Annotated in this window: 17 protein-coding genes, 1 other RNA gene and 1 pseudogene; 17 read left to right on the top strand and 2 right to left on the bottom strand. The window is 67.8% G+C overall.

Features of this window, described 5'->3' with window-relative positions:
• Positions 1 to 695: 695 nt before the first annotated feature.
• The 4 genes from MTDSW087_RS16185 to MTDSW087_RS31235 all read left to right on the top strand — a co-directional run bounded on the left by MTDSW087_RS16185 (position 696) and on the right by MTDSW087_RS31235 (position 9,140).
• Complete coding sequence (locus tag MTDSW087_RS16185) at positions 696 to 6,506, top strand: HAMP domain-containing protein (protein ID WP_210248294.1); 5,811 nt, start codon at positions 696 to 698, stop codon at positions 6,504 to 6,506.
• A gap of 26 nt (positions 6,507 to 6,532) precedes the next feature.
• Entirely contained in the window at positions 6,533 to 8,602 is a 2,070-nt protein-coding gene (locus MTDSW087_RS16180; protein ID WP_144765658.1) for a response regulator, read from the top strand.
• Position 8,603: 1 nt separating this feature from the next.
• Entirely contained in the window at positions 8,604 to 8,903 is a 300-nt protein-coding gene (locus MTDSW087_RS31435) for a KUP/HAK/KT family potassium transporter (RefSeq protein WP_373321887.1), read from the top strand.
• Positions 8,904 to 9,005: 102 nt separating this feature from the next.
• On the top strand, positions 9,006 to 9,140 hold the full coding sequence (locus tag MTDSW087_RS31235) for a hypothetical protein (RefSeq protein ID WP_280525274.1): 135 nt from the start codon (positions 9,006 to 9,008) through the stop codon (positions 9,138 to 9,140).
• A gap of 190 nt (positions 9,141 to 9,330) precedes the next feature.
• On the opposite strand, the gene MTDSW087_RS16170 is transcribed toward MTDSW087_RS31235, so the two are convergent.
• Positions 9,331 to 9,597 (bottom strand): DUF6894 family protein, encoded by a 267-nt coding sequence (locus MTDSW087_RS16170; RefSeq protein ID WP_144765656.1) that lies wholly within the window; start codon positions 9,595 to 9,597, stop codon positions 9,331 to 9,333.
• Positions 9,598 to 9,813: 216 nt separating this feature from the next.
• Here MTDSW087_RS16170 and MTDSW087_RS16165 point away from each other — a divergent pair, with 216 nt between their 5' ends.
• The 5 genes and pseudogenes from MTDSW087_RS16165 (at position 9,814) to gloA (ending at position 16,392) form a co-directional block, all read left to right on the top strand.
• Positions 9,814 to 10,605 (top strand): Crp/Fnr family transcriptional regulator, encoded by a 792-nt coding sequence (locus tag MTDSW087_RS16165; RefSeq protein ID WP_144765654.1) that lies wholly within the window; start codon positions 9,814 to 9,816, stop codon positions 10,603 to 10,605.
• A 48-nt stretch (positions 10,606 to 10,653) separates the two neighbouring features.
• Positions 10,654 to 12,930, top strand: a complete 2,277-nt coding sequence (locus tag MTDSW087_RS16160) for a PAS domain-containing protein (protein ID WP_186383868.1) — start codon at positions 10,654 to 10,656, stop codon at positions 12,928 to 12,930.
• A 116-nt stretch (positions 12,931 to 13,046) separates the two neighbouring features.
• A complete protein-coding gene (locus MTDSW087_RS16155; RefSeq protein ID WP_144765650.1) occupies positions 13,047 to 14,771 on the top strand; it encodes an HWE histidine kinase domain-containing protein in 1,725 nt (574 codons plus the stop codon).
• Between the two features lie 329 nt (positions 14,772 to 15,100).
• A pseudogene (locus tag MTDSW087_RS30850) lies at positions 15,101 to 15,327 on the top strand (response regulator); the annotation flags it as partial.
• 624 nt (positions 15,328 to 15,951) lie between these two features.
• Entirely contained in the window at positions 15,952 to 16,392 is a 441-nt protein-coding gene (gene gloA, locus MTDSW087_RS16145) for a lactoylglutathione lyase (RefSeq protein ID WP_144765648.1), read from the top strand.
• A gap of 6 nt (positions 16,393 to 16,398) precedes the next feature.
• Here gloA and MTDSW087_RS30190 read toward each other — a convergent pair whose 3' ends face one another.
• Positions 16,399 to 16,557 (bottom strand): hypothetical protein, encoded by a 159-nt coding sequence (locus tag MTDSW087_RS30190; RefSeq protein ID WP_186383867.1) that lies wholly within the window; start codon positions 16,555 to 16,557, stop codon positions 16,399 to 16,401.
• 178 nt (positions 16,558 to 16,735) lie between these two features.
• On the opposite strand from MTDSW087_RS30190, the gene rnpB reads away from it, so the two are divergent.
• The 8 genes from rnpB to murD all read left to right on the top strand — a co-directional run bounded on the left by rnpB (position 16,736) and on the right by murD (position 26,604).
• Positions 16,736 to 17,133: RNase P RNA component class A (gene rnpB, locus MTDSW087_RS16140), an RNA gene on the top strand.
• 465 nt (positions 17,134 to 17,598) lie between these two features.
• Positions 17,599 to 18,627, top strand: coding sequence for a 16S rRNA (cytosine(1402)-N(4))-methyltransferase RsmH (gene rsmH / locus MTDSW087_RS16135; RefSeq protein ID WP_144765646.1), 1,029 nt, complete (start codon positions 17,599 to 17,601; stop codon positions 18,625 to 18,627).
• Positions 18,624 to 19,034 (top strand): cell division protein FtsL, encoded by a 411-nt coding sequence (gene ftsL, locus MTDSW087_RS16130; RefSeq protein WP_144765644.1) that lies wholly within the window; start codon positions 18,624 to 18,626, stop codon positions 19,032 to 19,034. Before rsmH ends, ftsL begins: the two co-directional genes overlap by 4 nt.
• 136 nt (positions 19,035 to 19,170) lie before the next feature.
• Positions 19,171 to 20,934 carry a peptidoglycan D,D-transpeptidase FtsI family protein gene (locus tag MTDSW087_RS16125; RefSeq protein WP_238178631.1) on the top strand — a complete coding sequence of 588 codons (1,764 nt, stop codon included), beginning with the start codon at positions 19,171 to 19,173 and terminating at the stop codon, positions 20,932 to 20,934.
• The gene (locus MTDSW087_RS16120) at positions 20,931 to 22,385 is read left to right on the top strand and encodes a UDP-N-acetylmuramoyl-L-alanyl-D-glutamate--2,6-diaminopimelate ligase (RefSeq protein WP_144765642.1); all 1,455 of its coding nucleotides are present in this window, start codon (positions 20,931 to 20,933) and stop codon (positions 22,383 to 22,385) included. Before MTDSW087_RS16125 ends, MTDSW087_RS16120 begins: the two co-directional genes overlap by 4 nt.
• Before the next feature lie 152 nt (positions 22,386 to 22,537).
• Positions 22,538 to 23,995 carry a UDP-N-acetylmuramoylalanyl-D-glutamyl-2,6-diaminopimelate--D-alanyl-D-alanine ligase gene (locus MTDSW087_RS16115; RefSeq protein ID WP_144765640.1) on the top strand — a complete coding sequence of 486 codons (1,458 nt, stop codon included), beginning with the start codon at positions 22,538 to 22,540 and terminating at the stop codon, positions 23,993 to 23,995.
• A gap of 76 nt (positions 23,996 to 24,071) precedes the next feature.
• Positions 24,072 to 25,157, top strand: coding sequence for a phospho-N-acetylmuramoyl-pentapeptide-transferase (mraY, locus tag MTDSW087_RS16110; protein ID WP_144765638.1), 1,086 nt, complete (start codon positions 24,072 to 24,074; stop codon positions 25,155 to 25,157).
• Positions 25,158 to 25,239: 82 nt separating this feature from the next.
• Positions 25,240 to 26,604 carry a UDP-N-acetylmuramoyl-L-alanine--D-glutamate ligase gene (gene murD, locus MTDSW087_RS16105; protein ID WP_144765636.1) on the top strand — a complete coding sequence of 455 codons (1,365 nt, stop codon included), beginning with the start codon at positions 25,240 to 25,242 and terminating at the stop codon, positions 26,602 to 26,604.
• The last annotated feature ends 2 nt before the right edge of the window (positions 26,605 to 26,606 follow it).

The following is a 26,606-nucleotide window of genomic DNA, read 5'->3' as shown; positions in this document are numbered from 1 at the left end:
TGCGCCCGTCACCGTCCCGGATCGAGCCTTCCGGCTACCCATGGCCGCCACCATGCAGTAGCCTCTCAATCGGCTCGGTCCAAAATGCCGGTCAGGTCAGCCTTAGGAAATCACTCGGTTGTTTAGCATATCTGACAGCTCGCGACCGTTTTGTGCCCAACTCGGCCGCTCATTCGTCCCTCGCGGCCCCTCCAAAACGGACGCTGCAGCAGATCAGTTGGCGGGTCTCGGTTGCGCCATCAGAAGCCATTTGGTGCGCTGAGGTCAAAGGACTGCTCACAGCAGCGGAGTAGACATTCATTGGCGACCCAGCTCTGCACCGACATACTTGCCGCCATGGTCCAGCACGGCAGGAGCCCGACGCGGTGACGGAATGGCCTTAGCTTAGGCCGGAGTAGCGCACCCCTGGGCGCCAACCTCACGCATCCTGCGCTCGGTCCAGGAACCATCACCGCGATTAGGGCGAATTACCCTGCGAGGATCGTGGAATGCGGGCACAGCGTCGATGCGTCGTGCTGGTCTTCTGCTACTATCCTCGGTTGAGCTTGCGCGTGGCAACACGTGCCCGTACGAGCGTCAGTTGCCGCCTCTCAGTGGGCCAACGATCAGCCACACGCCGCGTCAGCTTATGAATTGGTGCCGACAGCTGAGTTGCTCGCAGACAGGCGCACCTCCCCGTCCGCAGGTGTGTCCCCATGACGCCAGTGCCCTCGCAGCTCGAACCGAAGCTCCTGCTCAAGAGTCTTCGAGCATTCCGCAGAGGGGACTTCTCGGCCCGCTTGCCGCTCGACCTGACCGGGATCGATGGTGAGATCGCGGAGGCCTTCAACGACATCGTCGAGCTGAACCAGGGGCTTGCCAAGGAGCTCGACCGAGTGGCGCGCGCCGTCGGCAAGGACGGCCGGATCGGCGAGCGCGGCAAGCTTCCCGCAGCGACGGGCGGTTGGGTCGAGTGCGTGGACTCGGTCAACTCGATGATCGGAGATCTCGTCCAGCCGACCACCGAGGTCGCCCGCGTCATCGGCGCCGTCGCCAAGGGCGATCTTGGCCAGACCATGCAGATCGAGATCGAGGGCCGTCCACTCAGGGGCGAGTTCCTGCGGATTGGCAAGGTCGTGAACACGATGGTCGACCAGCTCAACTCCTTCGCCTCCGAGGTGACGCGTGTCGCCCGCGAGGTAGGGTCAGAAGGCAAGCTCGGCGGCCAGGCCCAGGTGAAGGGCGTGGGCGGCACCTGGAAGGACCTCACCGATAACGTGAACCTGATGGCGGCCAACCTCACGGGTCAGGTGCGCAACATCGCCGAGGTCACCACCGCGGTGGCCAACGGCGATCTCTCGAAGAAGATCACCGTCGACGTGAAGGGCGAGATCCTGGACCTGAAATCCACTTTCAACACCATGGTGGACCAGCTCAACTCCTTCGCCTCCGAGGTGACCCGCGTCGCCAAGGAGGTGGGCACCGAGGGCAAGCTTGGGGGCCAGGCCCAGGTCAAGGGCGTCGGCGGCGTCTGGAAGGACCTCACCGACAACGTGAATATGATGGCCGAGAACCTCACCGGTCAGGTGCGCAACATCGCCGAAGTCACCACCGCGGTGGCGCGCGGCGATCTCTCGAAGAAGATCACCGTCGACGTGAAGGGCGAGATCCTCGCCCTCAAGCTCACCATCAACACCATGGTGGACCAGCTCAACTCCTTCGCGAGCGAAGTGACGCGCGTCGCCCGCGAGGTGGGCACGGAAGGCAAGCTCGGCGGCCAAGCCCAGGTCGAGGGCGTGGGCGGGACCTGGAAAGACCTAACCGACAACGTGAACATGATGGCGGCCAACCTCACGGGGCAGGTGCGCAATATCGCGGACGTGACCACCGCGGTGGCCAACGGCGATCTCTCGAAGAAGATCACCGTCGACGTGAAGGGCGAGATCCTGGAGCTGAAGAACACCATCAACACGATGGTGGACCAGCTCAACTCCTTCGCCTCCGAGGTGACCCGCGTCGCCCGCGAGGTGGGTTCGGAAGGCAAGCTCGGCGGCCAGGCCCAGGTGAAGGGCGTGGCTGGCACCTGGGCCGATCTCACCGACAATGTGAACCTGATGGCGGCCAACCTCACGGGTCAGGTACGCAACATCGCCGAGGTCACCACCGCGGTGGCCAACGGCGATCTCTCGAAGAAGATCACCGTCGACGTGAAGGGCGAGATCCTGGAACTGAAGAACACCATCAACACGATGGTGGACCAGCTCAACTCCTTCGCCTCCGAGGTGACCCGCGTCGCCAAGGAAGTCGGGTCGGAGGGTAAACTCGGCGGTCAGGCCCGCGTCGAGGGGGTGGCCGGGACCTGGGCAGACCTGACCAACAACGTGAATCTGATGGCCGAGAACCTCACGGGTCAGGTACGCAACATCGCCGAGGTCACCACTGCGGTGGCCAACGGCGACCTGTCCAAGAAGATCACCGTCGACGTGCGCGGCGAGATCCTGGAGCTGAAATCCACGATCAACACGATGGTGGACCAGCTCAACTCCTTCGCCTCCGAGGTGACCCGCGTCGCTCGCGAGGTCGGCACCGAGGGCAAGCTCGGCGGCCAAGCCGAGGTGAAGGGCGTCGGGGGCGTCTGGAAGGGTCTGACCGACAACGTGAACATGATGGCGGCTAACCTGACGGGTCAGGTGCGCAACATCGCCGAAGTGACCACAGCCGTCGCCAACGGCGATTTGTCCAAGAAGATCACCGTGGCGGTCGAGGGCGAGATCCTGGAGCTGAAATCCACGATCAACACGATGGTGGACCAGCTCAACTCGTTCGCGTCCGAGGTGACCCGCGTTGCCCGCGAGGTCGGCATCGAGGGCAAGCTCGGCGGGCAGGCCCAGGTGCGCGGGGTCGGCGGCACCTGGAAAGACCTAACCGACAACGTGAACATGATGGCGGCTAACCTGACGGGTCAGGTGCGCAACATCGCCGAGGTCACCACCGCGGTGGCCAACGGCGACCTGTCCAAGAAGATCACCGTCGACGTGCGCGGCGAGATCCTAGAGCTGAAATCTACGATCAACACGATGGTCGACCAGCTCAACTCCTTCGCCTCCGAGGTGACGCGTGTCGCCCGCGAGGTCGGCACCGAGGGTAAACTCGGCGGGCAGGCCCAGGTGAAGGGCGTCGGCGGCACCTGGAAAGACCTAACCGACAACGTGAACATGATGGCGGCCAACCTCACGGGGCAGGTGCGCGGCATCGCCAGCGTGGTGACGGCGGTGGCGCAGGGTGACCTAAAGCGCAAGCTCTCGGTCGATGCCAAGGGCGAGATCGCCGCGCTCGCCAACACCGTGAATGAGATGATTGAGACGCTCGCGACCTTCGCCGACCAAGTGACGAACGTCGCCCGCGAGGTGGGCGTCGAGGGCAAGCTCGGCGGTCAAGCGCGGGTACCGGGCGCCGCCGGCCTGTGGCGGGACCTCACCGACAACGTGAACCAACTCGCGGCGAACCTTACGACCCAGGTACGGGCCATCGCGGAGGTCGCGACCGCCGTGACCAAGGGCGACCTCGCGCGCTCGATCGCGGTCGAGGCCTCGGGCGAGGTCGCCGCGCTGAAGGACACCATCAACGAGATGATCCGCAACTTGCGGGATACGACGCTGAAGAACGCCGAGCAGGACTGGCTGAAGACCAACCTCGCCAAGTTCACCCGCATGCTGCAGGGCGAGCGCGACCTCGCCACCGTCTCGAACATGATCCTATCCGAGATCGCGCCGCTGGTGAGCGCGCAGCGCGGCGTGTTCTACATGGTCGAGGACGATGCGGGCGAGCCGGTGCTCGACCTCGTTGCGAGCTACGCATTCACCGAACGCAAGAACCTTTCGAATCGCTACCGGATGCGCCAGGGTCTTGTCGGGCAATGCGCCTACGAGAAGAAGCGCATCCTGCTCACCAACGTGCCGGGCGACTACATTACCATCGGATCGGCTCTGGGCGAGGCGGCGCCGCTCAACATCATCGTGCTGCCGGTCCTGTTCGAGCAGGAGGTGCGGGCGGTGATCGAACTCGCCTCGTTCAACCGGTTCAGCGAGACTCACCAGTCCTTCCTCGACCAGCTTACCGAGTCGATCGGCATCGTGCTCAACACGATCGCGGCGAACATGCGCACCGAGGGCCTCCTGAAGCAGTCCCAGCTGCTGACGGGCGAGCTGCAGAGCCGCCAGGAAGAACTCAAGAAAACCAATGACCGGCTGGAGCTACAGGCAGCCTCGCTCCAACAATCCGAGGACCTGCTCAAGAACCAGCGCGAGCGCCTGCAACAGACCAACGAGGAGCTGGAGGAGAAGGCGCGCCTGCTCGAGATCCAGAAGCGTGAGGTGGAAGGTAAGAACCGCGAGGTCTCCGTCGCCAAGACGGCGCTCGAGGAGAAGGCCGAGCAACTGAGCCTGACCTCGCGCTACAAGTCCCAGTTCCTGGCCAATATGAGCCACGAGCTGCGCACGCCGCTCAACAGCCTGCTGATCCTCTCGAAGCTCCTCTCCGAGAACCGCGACGGCAACCTCACGGACAAACAGCGGGAGTTCGCCAAGACCATCAACGCGGCCGGCACGGACCTCCTATCGTTGATCAACGATATCCTCGATCTCTCGAAGATCGAGTCCGGCACAGTGTCGCTTGAGATTGGCGACGTCACGCTGCAGGATCTCGTCGAGAATCTCAACAGAACCTTCCGGCAGGTAGCCGAGGAGCGGCATCTCACCTTCGAGATCGCGGTCGAGCCGGGTTTGCCGCGGTCGGTGCGCACCGATTCAAAGCGTCTGCAGCAGGTCCTGCGCAATCTGCTATCCAACGCTTTCAAGTTCACCGAGAAGGGTAGCGTCTCCCTCAAGATCGGCTCGGCCGAGGGCTCGCCGCTGCGCGCCGGAAGCCAGTGGATGGCCCTGTCGGTCACCGATACCGGGATCGGCATCGCCGAGGATAAGCAGCGCATCATCTTCGAGGCGTTCCAGCAGGCCGATGGGACCACAAGCCGCAAGTTCGGCGGCACGGGTCTCGGCCTCGCGATCAGCCGGGAGATCGCGCGCCTGTTGGGCGGCGAGATCGTGGTGGAGAGTCGCGTCGGCGCGGGCAGCACCTTCACGCTGTTCCTGCCCTTCGTGCCGCCGGCCAATACAGGCACGGGTCGCGCGCCGGAGGCCTCCGAGTGGAGCGGAACGTCTGCGTTGATCGGACGCCAGCCCAATGGCGCGATGGCGCTCTCGGCCTCGGCGGACGACCGCCATGCCATCCATACGGGCGACCACATCGTGCTTATCGTCGAAGACGACGCGATGTTCGCCTCGGTCCTCTTGGAGCTTGCTCGCGAGCGCGGGTTCAAGGGCCTGATCGCGCAGGATGGTGCCGGTGCGCTGAGCCTCGCCCACCGGTTCAAGCCGCATGCCATCACCCTCGATATCGGGCTGCCCGACATGGACGGCTGGGCGCTCCTCGACCTCCTGAAAAACGATCCCCGCACCCGGCACATCCCGATCCACGTCATCTCGGTCAACGACGAGAAGAAGCGCGGCCTGCGCGCAGGTGCGTTCGGCTTCCTCGAGAAGCCGGTCGAGCGCGAGGGCTTGTTGCGGGCCCTGGAGCGCTCGAAGGAGTTCATCACACGGCCGGTGCGAAACCTTCTGCTCGTCGAGGACGACGAGAACCAGCGCGCCAGCATGTCGGCGCTCCTGAGCGAGGAGGACGTGAAGATCTTCGCGGTCGGCACTGCATCGGCAGCCCTGGAAGCCTTAACGGGCGGGCGGTTCGATTGCGCGATCATCGATCTCGGCCTGCCCGATTTCGGCGGTTCCGAGCTGATCGAGCGGATTCGCGCCTCTCAGGACGGGGAGGAGCTGCCCATCATCGTCTATACGGGCCGAGAGTTGACGGGCGCCGAGGAGCAACACCTCAGGCAGACCGCTTCGACCATCATCCTGAAGGACACGCGTTCGTCCGAGCGGCTCCTCGACGAGACCGCCCTGTTCCTGCACCGTGCTCTCAGCCGCGTTCCCGTCGATGATCAGATCCTGAACGAGCGCACGGAGTCGGCATCCCTACAGGGATGCCGGGTCATTCTCGTGGACGACGACCTGCGCAACATCTTCTCGCTGATGAGCGCGCTGGAGCAGCACGGACTTGAGGTGCTGTTCGCGGAGAACGGGCGGGACGGCATCGCCCTCCTTGAGGCGAACCCGAACATCGATGTGATGTTGATCGATATCATGATGCCGGGGATGGACGGCTACGAGATGATCCGGGAGATCCGGGCCAAGGCCGCCTTCCGGAGCCTGCCTCTCATCGCGGTCACCGCAAAGGCGATGAAGGGCGACCGCGAGAAATGCCTTGAGGCCGGCGCCTCCGATTATGTCTCCAAGCCGATCGACATGGACCAGCTGCTCGCCGTGCTCCGGGTCCAGCTGGAACGGCGCAGCGAGCGCTGGAACGGCGCGGCGGTCAGGGAGGGCGCGCAGGAACCGGCGAGCACGGCTCAGTGACGGGGCGACCGGAGGCCTCCCTTTCGATGGGCGCGAACGCTGGCGACAAGACGGAGGCCGCTCCCCCGGAGCTGCTTCCGATCCGGGCGAAAATCCTGATCGTCGACGACGATCGCCGCAACCTGCTCGCCGCATCCGAGATCCTCTCAGACCCGGCGGTCGACCTCGTCCTGGCGGACTCGCCGGAGGAGGCCTTACGCCGAACCCTCCGGGAAGATTTCGCCCTGATCCTGCTCGACGTCCAGATGCCGCGCATCGATGGCTACGAGGTCGCCGCCCTGATCCGCAGCCGCTCGCGCAGTTCCCGCGTCCCCATCCTGTTCCTGACGGCGCACAACAAGGAAGACATGCACGTCTTCCGCGGTTACTCCGCGGGAGCGGTCGACTATGTCTTCAAGCCCATCCAACCCCTTGTCCTCAAGTCGAAGGTCGATGTCTTCGTCGATTTGTACTGCAAGACCGAGGAGATCAAGCACAAGGCGGCGGCCGAGAAGCAGCTCCTGCTCGAGAACCTGCGCGTGCGTGGCGAGAAGCTGGAAGCCGAGCAAGCTCTGCGCAGGCGCGAGGAGCATCAGGCCGCGGTGCTTCGCAGTCTCCCGATCGCCCTCTACACCGCTGCGCTCGGGACGGAGGGCCGACGGCTTCACTTCACCAACGATAGCATCGAGCGGATCACCGGCTTCTCGCGCGAAGCCTTTGCGACCGCGAGCCTCTGGGAATCCCGCCTCGATCCCGAGGACACTGACCGCGTGTTCTCGGATCTGCGAACCGTATCGGATGCGGGCGCGGTGGCGCTGGAATATCGCTGGCGCAACGCCGACGGAGCAGAGCGGCACATCCTCGATCAGGTCGTGGTGCATCGCGGCGAGGGGGACACGGCCACCGAACTCTTCGGTATGTGGTTCGACGTCACCGAGCGAAAGGAGCTCGAACTCAGCCTGCAGCATGCCTCGAAGCTCGAAGCAGTTGGCCGCCTGACGGGCGGCATCGCGCACGACTTCAACAACATGCTCAGCATCGTGATCGGCAACCTCGATCTCGTCAAAGGATCGTTGCAGGGCGACGAGAAGGTCCTGCGCCGCGTCGAGAGCGCCATCGAAGGGGCACATCGCTGCGCCGAACTCACGAGCCGTCTGCTGGCCTTCTCGCGGCGCTCTCCTCTGCAGCCCAAGGCCTTGGAGCTCATCAGCTTCATGCCGGGTCTGATCAAGCTGCTCGAGCGCACGCTCGGCGAGCGGATCACGATCTCCACAGACTTGGCGGCGGAGTTGCCGGATGTCTGCGTCGATCACGCTCAGTTCGAGGCGGCCATCATCAACCTCGCCGTCAATGCGCGGGATGCGATGCCGAACGGCGGGAGGCTGGGCATCCGTATCCAGCGCCGCGACACCCCAGAACGGGACGGCGGTGAGGGCACGCGCTTCGTGGAGATCTCGATCGTTGACACGGGCATGGGCATGTCCCCTCCCGTCCTCGCCCGTGTATTCGAGCCCTTCTTCACTACGAAAGAGGCCGGCAAAGGCACCGGTCTCGGCCTCAGCATGGTCTACGGTTTCGTGCAGCAGAGCGGGGGCTCCATCACGGTCGACAGCAGTCCCGGCCAGGGCACCTGCTTCGTCATCAGCTTGCCCGCGCTCGCCAAGCGGAGTTTCGCTTCGGAAACGGCCGAACACGGCACGAGCGCCGAAACGATGGGTGCCGTGAACGGTGCAGGCCGGGCCGTGCTCGTCGTCGAGGACGATGCCGACGTCCGCTATACCGTTACCTCGACCTTCGAGTCCCTCGCGTTCAAGGTCCTCAGCGCGCATGACGGTGGCGAGGCCCTGTGCATCCTTGAGAAAGAGCCAAACATCGCCCTCGTCTTCAGCGACGTGAACATGCCAGGCGCGATGACCGGTATCGAGTTGGGACACATCATTCGCCGGCAATGGCCGCAGATGCCAATTCTGTTGGCTTCCGGCTATCTACAGGAGGATCAAGATACGAACGGCTTCGAGTTGCTGCAGAAACCCTACCGTACGAGTGACCTGATCGAGATGTTGCGCGGATTGCTGAGTGACACTGAGCAGAACAGTAGCCGCCACAAGGCGCCTTGATATGCTGGGATCAGAGCGCGTCACGATCGAGCCTTTCTCGGACGTCTTCAACTGCGCGATGATGCGCTTCGGTTTCATGGAACTCTGCCCGACCTGCCCCGCGGCCCCAGCCAGTGCGGCCTTCGACGCTGGCACTCTGTCGTACTTCCTGACGCGGCGTGTCCTGGTACCATCGCCGGAGACCGGCATGCCGGCCTGTCAGGACCAGCTCTACATCATGATGGCGCGGGCCGCGCGACGGTTACCTCGCGCTATCGCCGCATCCCGACCAATCGAGCCGCCGAGATCGGGGCTCGGATAGACACCTGACCGCGACCTTCTGAACAGCTGTTGTCGGGATCCCCCGTAATTGTATCGGAGCACCTGCTTTGGCTAGTGGATACGCGATGCCGACACGCTCGCGATGGATTTCACCAGCTGGGCCATAGTGACCATCTACGGCATCGAGCCGGACGCGATCCTCGGTGCAGTGAGAAAGTGGGCAGCCCTGATCGTCCCCGACGATCGCGACGTCGCCTTGGATCCATATTCCAGATAATCAAGACGAGCCGAAAGCCGCCCGGCAGCGAGCCGGTCACGGCCGGGCGGCTCGCTGAGCAAGGTGACCAGCGTCTTATGAACGGGCATGGCAACGGAGAGGAGATCGCGAGCATCACAGCAGAACCGAAGCATGGACCACGGCCTGTCTTCATAACTGGCACATGGAGCACTGGCCGCTACAACATCGATTATGCGCACCGCTCGGCGGACCCCTGACGCTCGGGATGACACTCGGCATCCAGGTTCAGCCGCACGGTGCAGAGCTCGGTCCCGTCCTCGCCGCGGACATACGCCACGAAGTCGCGCTTGCCGTCGTTGGGTGGCGCTTCCCTGCCGATGTCGGGGAGCGCCGCGATCGCTGCATCACGGGCGGCCTGCAGGTCCGGATACTCTTGCCCCTCCTCGTCCTTCAGCCACAGCGCACCATCCTGGAAATCGATGAAATAGCGGGGCATCACGACGCGCGAGCTAGAGAGGTCGGCTTCTTACAAACCTAGAAGCCCTTCCGCCGCCGATGGTTGCATGGGTTAATCCACGTAGGGTTCCCTGCCTGCCAAGCCAATGAAAATCGCTGACCTTCCAGGCGTCTGTGTACTAGTGAACAGACAGCAGGGGAGCGTTGCGGTAGGGGTCGTGGCTGACAACCAGGATCCCCTTCGCCGCTGGTCCCCATGCTCCCCGACATCGACACCCTGCTTAGCGGCAACCTACTCCTCAGCGCTCTGCGGCTGCCGGATCAGATCCTGCTCAAGCCTCATCTGGACCTGAAGACGTATCAGCGCGGCGAGCTGCTCTTCGAAGCGGGCGAAGACGTCAGTTACATCTCCTTCCCGCTCGGCCAGTGCGTGGCGGCCCTCGTCATCGGCCTCAAGGACGGACGCGCCGTCGAGACCGCCACGGTCGGCCGCGAGGGCGCCATCGGTGGGGTGGTCAGCCAGGGCTCCCTGCCGGCCTTCAGCCGGGCCGTGGTGCAGGTCCCGGGTTCGGTCCTGCGTATCGAGGCTCCCGTGCTGCAGCAGATCAAGCAGAGCTCGCCGGGCCTGCGCAACCTGATCACCCGCTACTCCGACTGCCTGCTTGCCCAGGTGCTGCAGTCGGTCGCCTGCAACGCCAGCCACACCATCGAGGCGCGTTGCGCCCGCTGGCTCCTGAGCTTGCAGGACCGCCTGGGCACCGACGTGCTGCCGGTCACCCATGAGGTGCTGTCCGAGCTCCTCGGCGTGCAACGCTCCTACCTTACGCGCACGCTGAGTACCTTGCAGCAGCAGGGGCTGATCCAGGTCCGGCGCGGTCGCATCATCATCGTCAGTCGCCTGGCGATGGAAGAGGCGACCTGCGAGTGCCACGGCGCGGTCAAGCGGCACTTCGAGGCCGTGCTCGGCGCCCTCTACAACGCTGGTGGCACCCTGGTGTCGCTGCGCCCGAAATCCCCTGCAGACAACCAGATGAGCCAGGTCGGCTGAATCGGTGCGCGGATGGAACATAACCCTCTGCCCGCACGTGACCACCTTATGGAGCAGGCCAAGCCCCTGATGGATGAAGGTGCGCGTCTTCGGGCTCTGAACAGCTACGGTATTCTCGACACGCCGCGTGAGCCAGGCTTCGACGATATCGCCGCGCTCGCGGCTGAGATCTGCGGCACGCCGATCGCGGTGGTGAACTTCATCGGCGACGGTCGGCAGTTCTTCAAGGCCGAGGTCGGCCTCGGCGTGCGCGAGACGCCGCTGGAGTCTTCGTTTTGCAGACAGGCCATCCTGCAGAGCGACTTCCTCTACGTGCCGGATGCAGCTCAGGATCCGCGCTTTGCCTGCAACCCGCTGGTGACGGGCGAGCCAGGCTTACGCTTCTATGCGGGTGCGCTCCTCAAAACAGAAGACGGCCTGCCGATCGGCACGGTGTGTGTGCTCGATACCAAGCCGCATGAGCTGACCGAGCGACAGCAAGACAGCCTCCGGCGCCTGGCGCGCCAAACGATGGCGCAGCTGGAACAGCGCAGGGCGGCCCTCGCGTATCAGGCCCAGAAGGAATTGCAGGACCGAATCCTGGAGAGCGCGACAGATTACGCCGTCATCGCAATGGACCGGAGCGGTCGGGTCACCCGCTGGAACGCCGGCGCCGAGCAGATCCTCGGCTGGCGTGAGGACGAGATGCTGGGCGATCCCTGCCATGTGTTCTTCACGCCCGAGGACCGCGTGGCCGGACGCCCCGAAACCGAGATGGCGCTGGCGCTGCAGAACGGCTGCGCTCCCGACGAGCGCTGGCACCTGCGCAAGGGCGGCGCGCGGTTCTGGGCGAGTAGTGAAGTGATGCCGCTCAGAGCCGGCAACGGCGAGATCCAGGGTTTCCTCAAAATCCTGCGCGACCGCACGCAGCAGCGCCAGGATGCCGCGATCCTGCACAAGGTCCGGGATCAGCTCCACCTGGCCGTGTCCGCCACCGATCTCGGCATCTTCGACTACGACCTGGTCATGGACGACCTGGGCTGGGATGCGCGTGTGCACGCGCTGTTCGGGCTGCCGCCTGAGGCGCCGGTCACCTACGATACCTTCCTGGCCGGTCTGCACCCTGACGACCGTGGCTGGGTGGACGCTGCCGTCAAAGCCGCGCTCGACCCTGCCGGTGATGGCTCCTACGACATCGCCTACCGCACGGTTGGCCTTAAGGATGGCGTTGAGCGTTGGATTGCAGCCAAGGGACAGGTGTTCTTCGCGGACGGTCGCGCCGTGCGCTTCATCGGTACGGTCCGTGACATCACCCCGAGTCGGCACGCCGAACAGACCCTACGCGAGACCGAGGAGCGCTACCGTCTCGCCTCCCGCGCCACCAACGATGCGATCTGGGACTGGAACCTCGCGAGCGACCACATCCGCTGGAACGAGGCGGTGCAGACCCTGTTCGGTTACGCGGCCGACGAGGTCGGCCCGAGCGGCTCATGGTGGAAGTCGCACATCCACCCGGACGACCGCGAACGGGTTAAGGCGAGCATCTACGCCGTCATCGATGGATCTAGCGATCACTGGACCGACGAGTACCGCTTCCTACGAGCGGACGGCTCCTATGCCGCCATTCTCGACCGGGGATATGTCCTGCGTGACCCCCATGGCAAAGCGGTGCGAATGATCGGCGCCATGCTCGACATCACTGCGCGCAAACGGGCCGAGGAGCACCAGCGCCTGCTCACGGGCGAGCTGCAGCACCGGGTCAAGAACACCCTCGCGATGGTCCAGGCGATCGCCAGCCAGACCCTGCGCGGCGCAACCGACATCAACGAGGTGCGTGAGGCGTTCTCCGCGCGGCTGATCTCCCTTGGGCGGACGCACGACATCCTCACTCAGGCGAGCTGGACGGAAGCTCCGATCGCGGACGTGGTCGAGGGCGCCCTCTCGGTGCATCGCCAGGCAGAGGCTTCCCGGATCCGGATCAGTGGCCCGAATGTCTTGCTGGCGGCCCGTGCAGCCTTGTCGCTGGCGCTGGCCCTGCACGAGCTCGCGACCAACGCGGCCAAGTACGGGGCGCTCTCGAACGAGAGCGGGGTCGTGGAGCTGCGCTGGTACGTGGTGCACGAGGGCGACGCGCCTCGCTTCTGCCTGACCTGGTCCGAACAGGGTGGGCCGCCGATCCTGACCCAGCCGACGCGGCGCGGCTTCGGCTCGCGCCTGATCGAGCGCAGTTTCGCGTCCGAGGTCGGCGGTGAGGTCAAGCTCACCTTCGCGCCGACGGGTCTCACCTGCCGCCTGGAGGCGCCGCTCGCCTCCATGCAGGAGCAGAGTGACGCGGTCGCCGCTTAGCCGGATCCGAGCCCCGACGCTACACGCTCTGGCTGGCACGGGGGTGCCGCCTATGTACTCGTTAAAGTCCTTCTGTCTTTCTGCCGAGGGAACCGCGGAGTAGGGCCGGTCCCTCGATGTCGCTGACCAAACGGATCGTCGGTCTGGTGGCCCTGGCGCTCGTGCCGGCGCTGGCCATCCAGGGCTATAACGAGTACGCGCTGCGAACTGCGCGCGGCGAGGCCGTGCGCGGCGAGGCGATGCGCACGGCCCGAAGCGTCGCGGCCGACCTCGGGCAGTTCGGGCGTGGTGTTCGCCAGTCGCTTGGCATCCTCGCGGAGGTGCCCGAGATCCGCGGTAAGGACCACGAGGTCTGCACGCCCTACCTCAAGACCCTGCTCGACAAGGTGCCCGGCGCCTTCTTCTTCGCCGTGGTCGACGCGGACGGGAGCGTGGTCTGCAACACACTCGGCTCCGCCGGCGGCGCCTACTCTCTGGCGAACCGCCGCTACTTCCAGGACGCGATGCGCACCGGCGGCTTCGTCGTCGGCGAGCACCTCCGCGGCCGCATCACCGACAAGTCGACCATCCAGCTCGCACAGGCTCTGACGGGGCTGGACGGACGCCCGGACGGGGTGGTGGTGGCGAGCATCGACCTGGACTACCTCGCCGCCCAGCAGGCGCGGGCGGGCTTGCCACATGATGCGACGCTCACGGTCGCGGACAAGGCTGGCGTGATCCTCATCCGGGTGCCCGACCACGCGGAATGGGTCGGCAAGCCCCTATCGCCCGCCTACTGGTCGGCACTCTCGGCGAACCGCGGCCAGGTCGTGGACATGCCCGGACTGCGCGGCCGGATGCGCATCACCGGCGTCGCGGGCGCCACCCCGGATGATCTCGACAACATCACGGTTGCCGTCGGCCTATCCCCGGCGGCGGCCTTCGCAGACATCGACGCGGCGACCTGGCGCGGGCTCGTGCTGATCGGCCTGGGCGCCGCCCTCGCCCTTGCGGCGGCCCTGCTGGCCGGCCGCGCCTTCATCCGCCGGCCGGTGCGACGCCTTTTGCGGGCGGCGTCCGCTTGGCGGACGGGCGATCTCGCCGCGCGGACCGGCCTCTCCGGGCCGACCGAGTTCGGGCAGCTGGGCGAGGCGTTCGACGGCATGGCGGCGTCCCTGCAGAAGCATGAGGGCGAGTTGCGGGCCGAGCTCTCCCGCAGCCATCTGCTGCAGGAGCGGCAGACGATGATGCTGCACGAGCTCAACCACCGCGTCCGCAACACGCTGACGACGGTGCAATCCCTGGCCCGTCAGGCTCGCCGAGGCGATGCCACCGGCGAGCAGTTGGAGGGCCGCATCCTCGCCCTGTCGAAGACGCACGACCTCCTCTCGCGCGACGACTGGTCCGGTGCCTCCCTCCGGACGGTGCTGGAGAACGAGCTCGCCCCGTTCCGAGAGGGGCAGGCCTACCGCTTCCGGCTCGACGGTCCCGACCTCGACCTGGCGCCGCGCTACGTCCTGGCGCTCGGCATGACAGTGCACGAACTCACCACGAACGCCGCCAAATACGGCGCGCTGTCTGTCGAGGGCGGCCAAGTGAACATCGCCTGGCGTGTCGTCACGACCGATGACGGCGGGCGCCGGCTCGCGATGGAGTGGTACGAGCAAGGGGGTCCACCTGCGCAGGAGCCGCGTCGGCGCGGCTACGGCACCCGCTTGATCACCGGCGCCATCACGCACGAGCTCGGCGGCATGGTCCGGCTGGCATTCGAGCCCGCCGGCCTGCTCTGCACGATTGACGTGCCCCTCGACGCCCAGGACCGTTTCACCTCTTTTCGGGATACCTCGGGCGTCGCCGCCTGAGCGCGCAGGCGGACGCCCATCGCCCCGCTTGGTTCCTCGACCGTGGCGGGCATCCAGCCATACCGGCGAACAGCAGCGTCCAGTGGCATCTGCCAAGGTAAGCGCTTACCTTCCACTCAACCGGCAAGCGGCATCGTGACTGGTACAGTGAACGGGTACGAACATCGACGACGAGACGACGTGGCTGGTGCGTACCCTGGCCGGGTGAGGTGAAGCGAATTGGCTGCCCTCACCGCGCGTTCTGGAACCTAGCCGCCAACAAGGGTCAGCCGGATTGAGCGTCCATTGCCACATCAGGTGTGCCCGAGGTGCGCATCGCAGGACGCCGGGTCTTCTCGGACGTAGTAATGCCCGGCATCGGCGGGGTCGAGCTCGCACGGCGGCTGCGGGACAGCCATCCAGACCGGCCAGTGATCTTGACACGGGCTATAGCGACGTGCTGGCCCGGGACGACGCCCACGGCTTCGAGCTCGTGCGCAAACCGTTCTCGGCCGAGAACGTCGCCCGGGCCCTACGCGGGGTTCTTGTCCGCCAACGGATGCAGACAACCGTCTAGAAGCCGGCTTCGGCTCCAAGACCGCCACGTTTGCCTCCCAGTCACAGCGCAAGGAGGGCCCAAAGCTGTTGACGCCGTGATCGCCCTTGTGGGGGCCGCTTCTTCCTCTTCAACGGACATCCGGACCTGCAAAGTGCAAGGTCTGGAAGGGGTCATTTGAGCCCACCATCCGAGCCTCGCGGAACGTCCGCTTGTCCGCTACCCGAGCCAAAAAGCGGACGGCCCGGAAACGGCCAACTTCAGACACATTGATGTCTGCGGAGCCGCAATGAGAGGCGAGCAGGTCGCTCGGCTGGGATGTCGGGATATTAACGATACTGCTCACCATCCTCCTGTTCAGCCTGTGTCAGCCGCTATCGAGCAATCTGGCGGTTTCTCAAGGGGTTAACCCCTCGGACCGAAGTACAGGGCGCCCTGCGTGCCTACCGAACTGTCGAATTCGAACGGGTCCAGGAGCAGCGATCGCCTCAAGCTCAACCGGGTGATCGGTCTACCTTCTGCACCTTACGACGCTAACTATCAGATGGATCGGCCGCTCACCTCGTTCGGGCGCCTTGCAGGGGTGTGCCAGCTTCTTGCCAGGAAGTCACAATTCTCTCATGTTATCAATAGGATAGCCAAAATATGGAATTCCTGCACACCATGGTCCGCGTGGCCGATCTCGATCGGGCGCTGGCCTTCTACGTCGACACGTTCGGCCTGAAGGAGGTGCGGCGCGTGGAGAACGAGAAGGGCCGCTTCACGCTGGTCTTCCTCGCGGCGCCCGGCGACGCCGCGCGGGCCGAGACGACGAAGTCGCCTCTGGTCGAGCTGACCTACAACTGGGATCCGGAGACCTATACGGGCGGGCGCAATTTCGGCCATCTCGCCTATCAGGTCGATGACATCTACGCCTTCTGTCAACGGCTGAAGGATGCCGGAGTCACCATCAACCGTCCGCCGCGCGACGGCCATATGGCCTTCGTCAAGTCGCCGGACGGGATCTCCATCGAGATCCTGCAGAAGGGCGGCGCGAAGCCGCCGCAGGAGCCCTGGGCCTCGATGGAGAATACCGGCAGTTGGTAGCCGGCATCAGGCCGTCGAGGGTGTGATGCCGAGCTCGGCCAGCTTGGCCCGCACCGCCTCGACCGGCCGCTTGAGCTTCAGGCTCATCACCTCCGGCGTGATGCCCTCGCGGGCCATCGCCCGCAGGGTCTGCACCGTGTCGAGGCTCCAGGTCGTTTCCGTCATGGTCTCCTCCTCGTCGGGCGCGAGCCGCCGCCGCGGGCCGCGGCTCCGCCTGCCCGGGGAGGTGGGCCGGGGCCGGGCGGGGGCAACCACCTGCCGCATATCCGGGCATGCCCATCGGCGAGGCATGCGCCGGCCGCGCTTGACGGGCGCCCGGGCGGCGGCGCATCTGCGCCTCGGATCAGGCGGCCGGGCGGCCGCTCCGGGCTCCGGCCCGGGGAGGAAAGTCCGGGCTCCATGGAGAGACGGTGCCGGATAACGTCCGGCGGGGGCGACCCTAGGGACAGTGCCACAGAGAGCAGACCGCCCTGCTTGCAGGGTCAGGGTGAAAGGGTGCGGTAAGAGCGCACCGCGGACGCGGCAACGCGGACGGCACGGCAAACCCCACCGGGAGCAAAACCGAATAGGGGCGACGCGCCGCGGTCCTTCGGGGCCGGGGCAGGCTCGTTCTCCAGGCCAGTCGCCCGGGTTGGTTGCTTGAGGCGGTCGGCAACGACCGTCCCAGAGGAATGGCCGCCACGTCCGGTCGCTTCGGCGCACCGGGCCCTACAGAACCCGGCTTATAGGCCGCCTGATCCACCCCGCGGCGCTGAAGCAGTCTTCGCGCCGGCGCGCCCAAGCATTCGCACCCGAAACCGCGTGCGATCAAAAATCGCGTGTCCGGCCAAGCTTCTGCGCCTGCTGGACATAGGCTTGGCCGCTGGAAATCCCGCGGCCGGATAACGTTCGGTTAACCTTGCTGCGGTCTGATCGCGCAACGCCGTCCGGCAGTCTAGATGCGTTGACGATCCTCCGAGGCCCATGTTACCCGGCATCATACCGTCAACGGCGTCGATCGGATCGGCGGGCTCACCCTTCCTCGGAGCAGGGCGCGCCCGGGTGCGGGCTGTGGCCGGCCCCATCTCATCCGGCGCCTCAGCGAATCCGCGCGCCGCCCTGCGGCCGGATACAGGTGTTCATGAGCCGACCCATTGCAGGCGCCGTCCCGGCCATTCCGCAGCGCGTGCGCGACGGGGCGCCAACCCGCTGCGGGGCGGCGTGAGCATGCGCGCGAGCGCGGGCGCCCGGCCCGAGCCCCACATTCCCGTCCTGCTGGACGAGGTGATCGAGACCCTGGCGCTGCCCGAGGCCGGGCTCGCGGTCGACGGCACCTTCGGGGCCGGCGGCTATACCCGTGCCATCCTCGCAGCGCAGCCCGCCCTCCGGGTCGTGGCGATCGACCGCGACCCCACCGCGATCGCCGCGGGCGGCGCGCTCGTGGCGGAATCGGACGGCCGCCTCCGCATCGTCGAGGGCTGCTTCGGACGCCTCGACGCGCTTCTCGCCGAGATCGGCGAGGCAGAGGCCGACCGCGTCGTCCTCGATATCGGCGTCTCCTCGATGCAGCTCGACCGGCCCGAGCGCGGCTTCTCCTTCCGCAACGACGGCCCCCTCGACATGCGCATGGCCGCCGACGGCCCGAGCGCGGCCGACCTCGTCAACGAGGCGGAGGAGGCGCAGCTCGCCGACATCGTCTACCATTACGGCGAGGAGCGCCGCGCCCGCGCCGTCGCCCGCACGATCATCGAGGCGCGCCGCCGCGGGCGGATCGAGACCACCGCGCAGCTCGCCGAGCTCGTCGCCGGCGTGGTGCGCTCCGAGCCCGGCATCCACCCGGCGACGCGGACCTTCCAGGCCCTGCGCATCGCGGTGAACGACGAGCTCGGCGAGCTGGTCCGGGCCCTGCACGCCGCCGAGCGGGTCCTGCGCCCCGGCGGCCGCCTCGCCGTGGTCACGTTCCACTCGCTGGAAGACCGGATCGTGAAGCAGTTCTTCGCCGCGCGCAGCGGGCGCTCGTCCCAGGGCTCGCGGCACCTGCCCGGCGGCCTGCCGGGCGACGCGCCCGTGCGCAGCTTCGCGCCCGTGACCAAGGGACCGGTCCTGCCGGGCGAGGCGGAGCAGCAGCGCAATCCGCGCGCGCGCTCGGCCAAGCTCCGGGTCGCCGAGCGCACCGAGGCGCCGGCCCCGGCCCCGCTCTCGACGGTCGAGGCGCTGGCGAGCCTGCCCGACGCACGCGGGGGAGGGCGCCGGTGATCCGCCTGCTCAACCTCCTCGCGGTCTGCGGCCTCATCGCCTCGGCGATCTACGCCTACTCGACCAAGTACGACACGCTCTACCAGGGCGGCCAGGTCTCGAAGCTGAAGACGGCCCTGCACAAGGAGCGGCAGGCCATCGCGGTGCTGCGCGCCGAGTGGCAGCTCCTGACCCGGCCGGACCGCCTGCAGGCCGCGGTGGAGAAGCATCTCGCGCTGGAGCCGATCGGCACCGCCCATCTCGGGCGCTTCGCCGACCTGCCGAACCGGGTCGAGCGCGGGGACGAGATCGGGCGGCTGCTCGCCGCCACCGCCACGCCGAAGGAGAAGGGTCCGCCGGAGCCGCGCACCACCGGCTCCCTGACCCGCACCGTCAACACCCGCACGCCCACCGCGGCCGCGAGGTAGCCCCGTGTCCGAGCACCCGACAGAGCACCGCGACGACGCGCCGGCCGCCGCCGAGGCGCAGGCCGCCTTCGAGGAGGCGGCCCCCGAATCCGCGCCGGGCGGCGAGATCGCCGGCGAGGCCGGCCTGCGGCCCGGGATCGACGCGGTGCCGCCGGCGCCCGCCGCGCCGCGTGTGCCGCCGCTCATCGGCCTCATCCGGGCGATGTTCCGTCTCGCCATCGAGCGCTCGCACGCCCGCGTCGGCTTGGTCGGCCTCGCCTTCATCTGCATCTTCGGCGCGATCGGCGGGAAGCTCGTCTATCGCGCGGCCTTCCCCGGCAAGGGCCAGGACGACCACCGCGTCGCCGCGGCCGCGACCACCGCGATCCGGCCCGACATCATCGACCGCAACGGCGAGATCCTCGCCACCGACATCCGCACGGTTTCGGTCTTCGCCGAGCCGCGCAACATCTACGACAAGGACGAGGCGGTCGAGCTGCTCACCGCAGTCCTGCCGGAGCTGAACGCCACGGAGCTGCGCGCCAAGCTCTCCACCAAGAAGGGCTTCGTCTGGGTGAAGCGCGAGCTGACCCCGCGCCAGCAGGCCGAGGTCCACCGGCTCGGCATCCCCGGCATCGGCTTCCTGCCCGACCACAAGCGCGTCTACCCGAACGGGATGGCGGCGGCGCACATCATCGGCGCGACGAACCTCGACAATATCGGCATCGCCGGCATCGAGAAGTACATCGACAGCCAGGGCAACAAGGCGCTCAACGAGTTCGGCCTGATCGCCAAGCAGACCGACCTCAAGCCGGTCCAGCTCTCGGTGGATCTGCGCGCCCAGTTCGCGGTGCGCGACGAGCTCGCCAAGGGCATCGAGCACTTCAAGGCCAAGGCCGGCGCCTCGATGATCCTCGACGTGACCACCGGCGAGGTGATCGCCCTGGTCTCGATGCCGGATTTCGACCCGAACAACCCGGTCGACGCGCTCTCCGACGACAAGATCAACCGGATGAGCGTCGGCGTCTACGAGATGGGCTCGACCTTCAAGGCGATGACGCTCGCCATGGCGCTCGAATCCGGCAAGTTCACCGTCAACTCGACCTTCGACACCCGCGGCGGCGTGCTCAACTGGGGCCGGCAGAAGATCCACGAATACCACGGCACCAACCGCGTCATCACCATGCCGGAGGTGTTCACGCACTCCTCCAACATCGGCTCGGCCAAGATGGCGCTCGGCGTCGGCGTCCCCGGCCACAAGGCCTTCCTGAAGAAGATGGGCCTGCTCGACCGGCTGCGCACCGAGCTGCCGGAATCGGCCTCGCCGATCATCCCGCCGCGCTGGACCGAGATCAACACGATCACCATCGCCTTCGGCCACGGCCTCGCGGTGGCGCCGCTCCAGGCCTCGGCCGCGGTCGCCGCGATCGCGAACGGCGGCTTCCTGATGACGCCGACCTTCCTCAAGTCCACGCCCGAGGAGGCGATGGCCAAGGCCACCCGCGTGCTGCGCCCCGAGACCAGCGAGGCGATGCGCTTCATCATGCGCCTCAACGCGGTCGAGGGCTCGGCCAAGAAGGCGGCGATCCCGTACTACTATGTCGGCGGCAAGACCGGCACGGCCGAGAAGGTGATCGGCGGGCGCTACGTGAAGAACCGCCTGTTCACGACCTTCATGGCGGCGGCGCCGATGAACAACCCGAAATACCTCTTCGTCACCATCATGGACGAGCCGCAGGGCCTGCCGGAATCGGGCGGCTACGCCACCGCCGCCTGGAACTCGGGCGTGGTGACCGGCCGGGTGATCGAGCGGGTCGCCCCGATCCTCGGCCTGCCGCCGCAATTCGAGCCGCCGGCCAAGCCCTTCCCGCTGATGGTGAAGCTCGGCGCCTACCACGCCACCCAGGTCGACGGGCGATGACCGCGCTCCGCGACCTCTTCCCGGAAGCCGGCGCCGACAGCGCCGGCCTCCCCGTATCCGCAATCACCGCCGACAGCCGCAAGGCCGGCCCCGGCAGCGTCTTCGTGGCGGTGGCCGGCACCAAGGCCGATGGCCGCCTCTTCGCGGCGAAGGCCGCGGCCTCCGGCGCCGTCGCGGTGGCGGGGGAGGGCGAGCGGCCCGCCGACCTTCCGGCCGGCACGCCCTGGATCGCGGTGGCGGATGCGCGCCGCGCCCTGGCGCTCGCCGCCGCCGGCCTGCATCCGCGCCAGCCCGCGACCGTGGTCGCCGTGACCGGCACGGCGGGCAAGAGCTCGGTGGCCGACTTCGTCCGCCAGATCCTGGCGCGGATCGGCCGCGATTCCGCGAGCCTCGGCACGGTCGGCATCGTCACGAATCGCGGCGCGCATTACGGCTCGCTCACCACGCCCGATCCCGTCACCCTGCACGAGACGCTGGCGCGGCTCGCCGATGCGGGCATCACCGATCTCGCCATGGAGGCCTCCTCGCACGGGATCGAGCAGCGCCGCCTCGACGGCGTGCGCCTGAAGGCGGCCGCCTTCACCAATCTCGGCCGCGACCATCTCGACTACCACACCGATATCGAGAGCTATCTCGAAGCCAAGCTCCGCCTGTTCACGACGCTGCTGCCCGAGGGCTGCCCGGCCATCGTGAACGCGGACGGCGCCTATGCCGACCGGGTCATCGCCGTCGCCCAGGCCGCGGGGCGGCCGGTGCGGACGACCGGTCGGGCGGGCCGCGAGATCCGGCTCGTCGCCGCCGCGACCGAGGGCTTCGCTCAAGCTCTCGACCTCGACGGCGCCCACGGACCGCGCCGCGTGCGCCTGCCCCTCGTCGGCGCCTTCCAGGTCGAGAACGCCCTCGTCGCCGCCGGCCTCGTCCTCGCGACGCCGGCCGGCGCCGCCGATCCGGACGGGGTCTTCGCGGCTCTGGAGCATCTCACCGGCGTGCCCGGCCGGATGGAGCGGATCGGCGAGGCCCATGGTGGCCTCTGCCTCGTGGACTACGCCCACAAGCCGGAGGCGCTGGAGAGCGTGCTCGCGGCGCTGCGCCCCTTCGCCACGGGCCGCCTCGTCTGCGTGTTCGGCTGCGGCGGCGACCGCGACCGCGGCAAGCGCCCGCTGATGGGGGCGATCGCCGCGCGGCTCGCCGACACGGTGATCGTGACCGACGACAATCCCCGCAGCGAGGAGCCCGCGGGGATCCGCGCCGCGATCCTGGCCGCGGCCCCGGGCGCCACCGAGATCGGCGACCGCGCCGAGGCGATCCGCAGCGCGGTGCGCGGCCTCGGGCCGGGCGACGTGCTGGTCGTGGCGGGCAAGGGCCATGAAACCGGCCAGATCGTGGGTGATCGCACCCTGCCGTTCTCGGACCATGAGGTGGTCCGCGCAGCGATCGCGGAAAGGGACTAGAGGTTTTCCCTCCCCCATCTCAAGTCGGGCCTGCCCGACTTGGGTACGGGCAAGCGGATCTCGGGCAGGCCCGAGATCCGTGGGGAGAGCGGATCTCGGACAGGCCCGAGATCCGTGGGGGCAGGGACGGCGCGGAAACGGATCGGACGACGATGATGGATCTCTGGACCCCGCAAGCCCTTGAGGCCGCCACCGGCGGGCGGCTCGTCGGCGCGCCGCGCGCGATCTCCGGCGCCTCCATCGACACCCGCACCCTGCAGCCGGGCGACCTGTTCTTCGCGATCCGGGGCGATGCCCGCGACGGGCACGACTTCGTCGCCGACGCCCTCGGCCGCGGGGCCGGCGCGGCCGTGGTGGCGCAGGACCGCGCCGAGGCCTTCGCCGACAAGGGCCCCGTCCTCGCCGTCCCGGGGGAGGGGGCCGACCCGGTGCTCGACGCCATGCGGGCGATCGGCCAGGCGGCGCGGGCGCGCACGCAGGCCGCCATCGTCGCGGTCACCGGCTCCGTCGGCAAGACCGGGACCAAGGAGGCCCTGCGCCATGTGCTCGGCGCGCAAGGCGAGACCCACGCCTCCGTCGCCTCCTACAACAACCATTGGGGCGTGCCCCTGACCCTCGCGCGCATGCCCGAGACGACCCGCTTCGGCGTGTTCGAGATCGGCATGAACCACGCCCACGAGATCCTGCCGCTCGCGGCCCAGGTGCGGCCGGACGTGGCGCTGATCACCACGGTCGAGCCCGTGCATATCGAGCACTTCCCCTCGCTCACGGCCATCGCCGACGCGAAGGGCGAGATCTTCTCCGGTCTGAAGCCCGGCGGCGTCGCCGTGATCAACCGTGACAACCCGAATTATCCGCGCCTCATCGCCCATGCCCAGGCCTCGCAGGCGGGCCGCGTCGTCACCTTCGGCGAGCACCCGGAGGCCGATGTCCGCGCGCTCCGGATCGTGCTGCGCCCCGACCTCTCGGTGGTCGACGCGATGGTGATGGACCAGCCCGTGACCTACCAGCTCGGCACGGCCGGCCGGCACACGGCGATGAACTCGCTCGGCGTGATGGGCGTCGTCCACGCGCTCGGCGCCGACCTCGCCCGCGCGGCCCTGTCGCTCGCGGCCCTGCGCCCGCCCACCGGCCGCGGCGAGCGCACGGCCTTGCGCTTCGAGGCGGGCGAGGCCTTCCTCGTGGACGAGAGCTACAACGCCAACCCGGCCTCGATCCGGGCGAGCCTCGCGACCCTGGCCGGGATCGAGACCGGCCCGCGCGGACGCCGCATCGCGGTGCTCGGCGACATGCTCGAACTCGGGCCCACCAGCGAGGACCAGCATCGCGGCCTCGCCGAGGCGGTCGAGACCAACGGCATCGACCTCGTCTTCACGGCCGGCGCGCGGATGCGCCACCTGTTCGAGGCGCTGCCGGTGAGCCGGCGGGGCATCGCGGCGGCCGAATCCGCGGAACTGGTCGAGCCCCTCGCCAAGCTGCTGCGCGCGGGCGACGCCGTGATGGTGAAGGGCTCGAACAGCATCCGCATGGGCCGGATTGTCGAGGCGCTGAAAGCCCGCTACGCGGATGCTGCAACGCAGCGTGATTCGGCCCGTGCGGCCGCCCCATAAATGACGGTCGCCCTCCCTTCGGGCCGGCCTCGCCGCATCTCCTCCCTTATCCGAACGCGCAGGCTCGGCTGAACGGATGCTGTATCTCCTGTCGGACCTGAGCGGCACGCTCTCGGCGCTCAACGTCTTCCGCTACATCACCTTCCGCACGGGCGGCGCGCTGTTCACGGCGGGCCTGTTCGTGTTCTGGTTCGGGCCGTGGATCATCTCGCTCCTGCGCCTGCGCCAGGGCAAAGGCCAGCCGATCCGCGAGGACGGGCCGCAGGCCCATCTCCTCACCAAGCGCGGCACGCCGACCATGGGCGGCCTGATGATCCTGGCCGGCGCCGTCGTCGCAATCCTGTTCTGGGCCAATCCGCGCAGCTACTACGTCTGGATCGTGCTCACCGTGACGCTCGGCTTCGGCGCGATCGGCTTCTACGACGACTACCTCAAGGTCACGAAGCAGTCGCACAAGGGCTTCTCGGGCAAGTTCCGCCTCGGGCTCGAGGCGCTGATCGCGGTCGGCGCCTGCATCGCCATCTCCTACTGGTCGCCCTCCGCCCTGCAGAACCAGCTCGCCTTCCCCGTCTTCAAGGATGCGCTGCTCAATCTCGGCTGGTTCTACGTGCTGTTCGGCGCCTTCGTGATCGTGGGCGCGGGCAATGCCGTGAACATGACCGACGGCCTCGACGGCCTCGCCATCGTGCCGGTGATGATCGCCTGCGGCACCTTCGGCGTCATCGCCTATCTCGTTGGCAACTCCTTCACCGCGAGCTACCTGCAGGTGAACTACGTGCGCGACACGGGCGAGCTCGCCGTGGTCTGCGGCGCGGTGATCGGGGCGGGCCTCGGCTTCCTCTGGTTCAACGCGCCGCCCGCGCAGATCTTCATGGGCGATACCGGCTCGCTCTCGCTCGGCGGCCTACTCGGCGTGATCGCGGTGGCCACCAAGCACGAGATCGTGCTCGCCATCGTCGGCGGCCTGTTCGTCCTGGAGATGATGTCGGTCATCATCCAGGTCGCCTCCTTCAAGCTCACCGGCAAGCGCGTCTTCCGGATGGCGCCGATCCATCACCATTTCGAGCAGAAGGGCTGGAAGGAGCCGCAGGTGGTGATCCGGTTCTGGATCATCGCGGTGATCCTGGCGCTCGCGGGCCTCGCCACGCTGAAGCTGCGCTGAGCGGTGCTCTTCCCTCGACCGCGCGGCGGAGGTTAGGAGAGGCCGCCGCGCTTGACCGCGCGGCGATCTCCAAGGTGCGCGTATGACACCCATCACCACCTTCGCGGACAGCCGCGTCGCCCTGTTCGGGCTCGGCGGATCCGGGCTCGCCACCGCGCTCGCCCTGAAGGCCGGCGGCGCGCGGGTGCTCGCCTGGGACGACAACCCCGAGAGCGTCGCCCGCGCCGAGGCCGCGGGCATCGAGACCCGGGACCTGCGCAGCGCCGACTGGTCGGATTTCGCCGCCCTCGTCCTGGCGCCGGGCGTGCCGCTGACGCATCCGGCGCCCCACTGGACGGTGGGCCTCGCCCAGGCGGCCGGCGTCGAGATCGTCGGCGACATCGAGCTGTTCTGCCGCGAGCGGGCGACGATGGCGCCGAAGAGCCCGTTCGTCGCGATCACCGGCACCAACGGCAAATCCACCACCACGGCGCTGATCGCGCATATCCTGCGCGCGGCCGGCCGCGACGTGCAGATGGGCGGCAATATCGGCACCGCCATCCTCTCGCTGGAGCCGCCCTCGGAGGCGCGGATCCACGTGATCGAGATGTCCTCGTTCCAGATCGACCTGACGCCCTCGCTGAATCCGAGCGTCGGAATCCTGCTCAACATCACCCCCGACCATCTCGACCGGCACGGCACGCTGGAGCAATACGCCGCCATCAAGGAGCGGCTGATCGCGGGCTCGGACCTCGCCGTGGTCGGCATCGACGATCGGCTCAGCCGCGAGATCGCCGAGCGCCGGTCTGAGCACCTCGTGCGCGTGCACGTGCCGCGCGAGGCTTTGCTCTCGGCCGAGGCTCTCGTCGCCCGCGACGCCGCGGTGTTCGATCCGGACGGGAGCCGTCTCGCCGACGTCTCCGGGATCGGCTCGCTGCGCGGCGCGCACAACTGGCAGAACGCGGCGGTGGCCGTCGCGGTCGCCCGCGCGCTCGGCCTCGGCGCGGAGGAGATCCAGGCGGGCCTGCGCTCGTTCCCCGGCCTGCCGCACCGGATGGAGGAGGTCGGCCGGCGCGGCCGGGTTCTCTTCGTCAACGATTCGAAGGCGACCAACGCCGATTCCACCGAGAAGGCGCTCACCGCCTTCCGCGACATCCACTGGATCCTCGGCGGCAAGGCCAAGGATGGCGGCATCTTCCCGCTGGTGCCGTATTTCGAGCGGATCGCCCACGCCTACCTGATCGGCGCGGCCTCCGACGCCTTCGCGGCGACGCTGGAGGGCGCGGTGCCCTACACCCGCTGCGAGACGATCGACCGGGCCGTGGCGGCGGCGGCGGAGGGCGCGGACGCCTCCGCCGCGCCCGAGCCGGTGGTGCTGCTCTCGCCGGCCTGCGCCTCCTACGACCAGTTCCGCTCCTTCGAGCAGCGCGGCGACCGGTTCAGGGAGCTGGTCCGCGCGCTGCTCTGAGC

The sequence above is a fragment of the Methylobacterium dankookense genome, from assembly GCF_902141855.1.
GTDB classification, from domain to species: domain Bacteria; phylum Pseudomonadota; class Alphaproteobacteria; order Rhizobiales; family Beijerinckiaceae; genus Methylobacterium; species Methylobacterium dankookense.
The sequence above is the reverse complement of the archived record's forward strand: the minus strand, read 5'-3'. Positions and strand labels throughout refer to the sequence as shown.

What these genes read in the sequence shown, in the direction of transcription:
- MTDSW087_RS16165 (WP_144765654.1), top strand. Translation starts at nt 9,814, where the DNA reads ATGCTCCCCGACATCGACACCCTGCTTAGCGGCAACCTACTCCTCAGC.
- MTDSW087_RS16180 (WP_144765658.1), top strand. Translation starts at nt 6,533, where the DNA reads ATGGGCGCGAACGCTGGCGACAAGACGGAGGCCGCTCCCCCGGAGCTG.
- MTDSW087_RS16155 (WP_144765650.1), top strand. Translation starts at nt 13,047, where the DNA reads ATGTCGCTGACCAAACGGATCGTCGGTCTGGTGGCCCTGGCGCTCGTG.
- MTDSW087_RS16185 (WP_210248294.1), top strand. Translation starts at nt 696, where the DNA reads ATGACGCCAGTGCCCTCGCAGCTCGAACCGAAGCTCCTGCTCAAGAGT.
- MTDSW087_RS31235 (WP_280525274.1), top strand. Translation starts at nt 9,006, where the DNA reads ATGGATTTCACCAGCTGGGCCATAGTGACCATCTACGGCATCGAGCCG.
- MTDSW087_RS16120 (WP_144765642.1), top strand. Translation starts at nt 20,931, where the DNA reads ATGACCGCGCTCCGCGACCTCTTCCCGGAAGCCGGCGCCGACAGCGCC.
- murD (WP_144765636.1), top strand. Translation starts at nt 25,240, where the DNA reads ATGACACCCATCACCACCTTCGCGGACAGCCGCGTCGCCCTGTTCGGG.
- MTDSW087_RS31435 (WP_373321887.1), top strand. Translation starts at nt 8,604, where the DNA reads ATGCTGGGATCAGAGCGCGTCACGATCGAGCCTTTCTCGGACGTCTTC.
- MTDSW087_RS30190 (WP_186383867.1), bottom strand. Translation starts at nt 16,557, where the DNA reads ATGACGGAAACGACCTGGAGCCTCGACACGGTGCAGACCCTGCGGGCG.
- MTDSW087_RS16115 (WP_144765640.1), top strand. Translation starts at nt 22,538, where the DNA reads ATGATGGATCTCTGGACCCCGCAAGCCCTTGAGGCCGCCACCGGCGGG.
- gloA (WP_144765648.1), top strand. Translation starts at nt 15,952, where the DNA reads ATGGAATTCCTGCACACCATGGTCCGCGTGGCCGATCTCGATCGGGCG.
- mraY (WP_144765638.1), top strand. Translation starts at nt 24,072, where the DNA reads ATGCTGTATCTCCTGTCGGACCTGAGCGGCACGCTCTCGGCGCTCAAC.
- MTDSW087_RS16160 (WP_186383868.1), top strand. Translation starts at nt 10,654, where the DNA reads ATGGAGCAGGCCAAGCCCCTGATGGATGAAGGTGCGCGTCTTCGGGCT.
- MTDSW087_RS16170 (WP_144765656.1), bottom strand. Translation starts at nt 9,597, where the DNA reads ATGCCCCGCTATTTCATCGATTTCCAGGATGGTGCGCTGTGGCTGAAG.
- rsmH (WP_144765646.1), top strand. Translation starts at nt 17,599, where the DNA reads ATGCGCGCGAGCGCGGGCGCCCGGCCCGAGCCCCACATTCCCGTCCTG.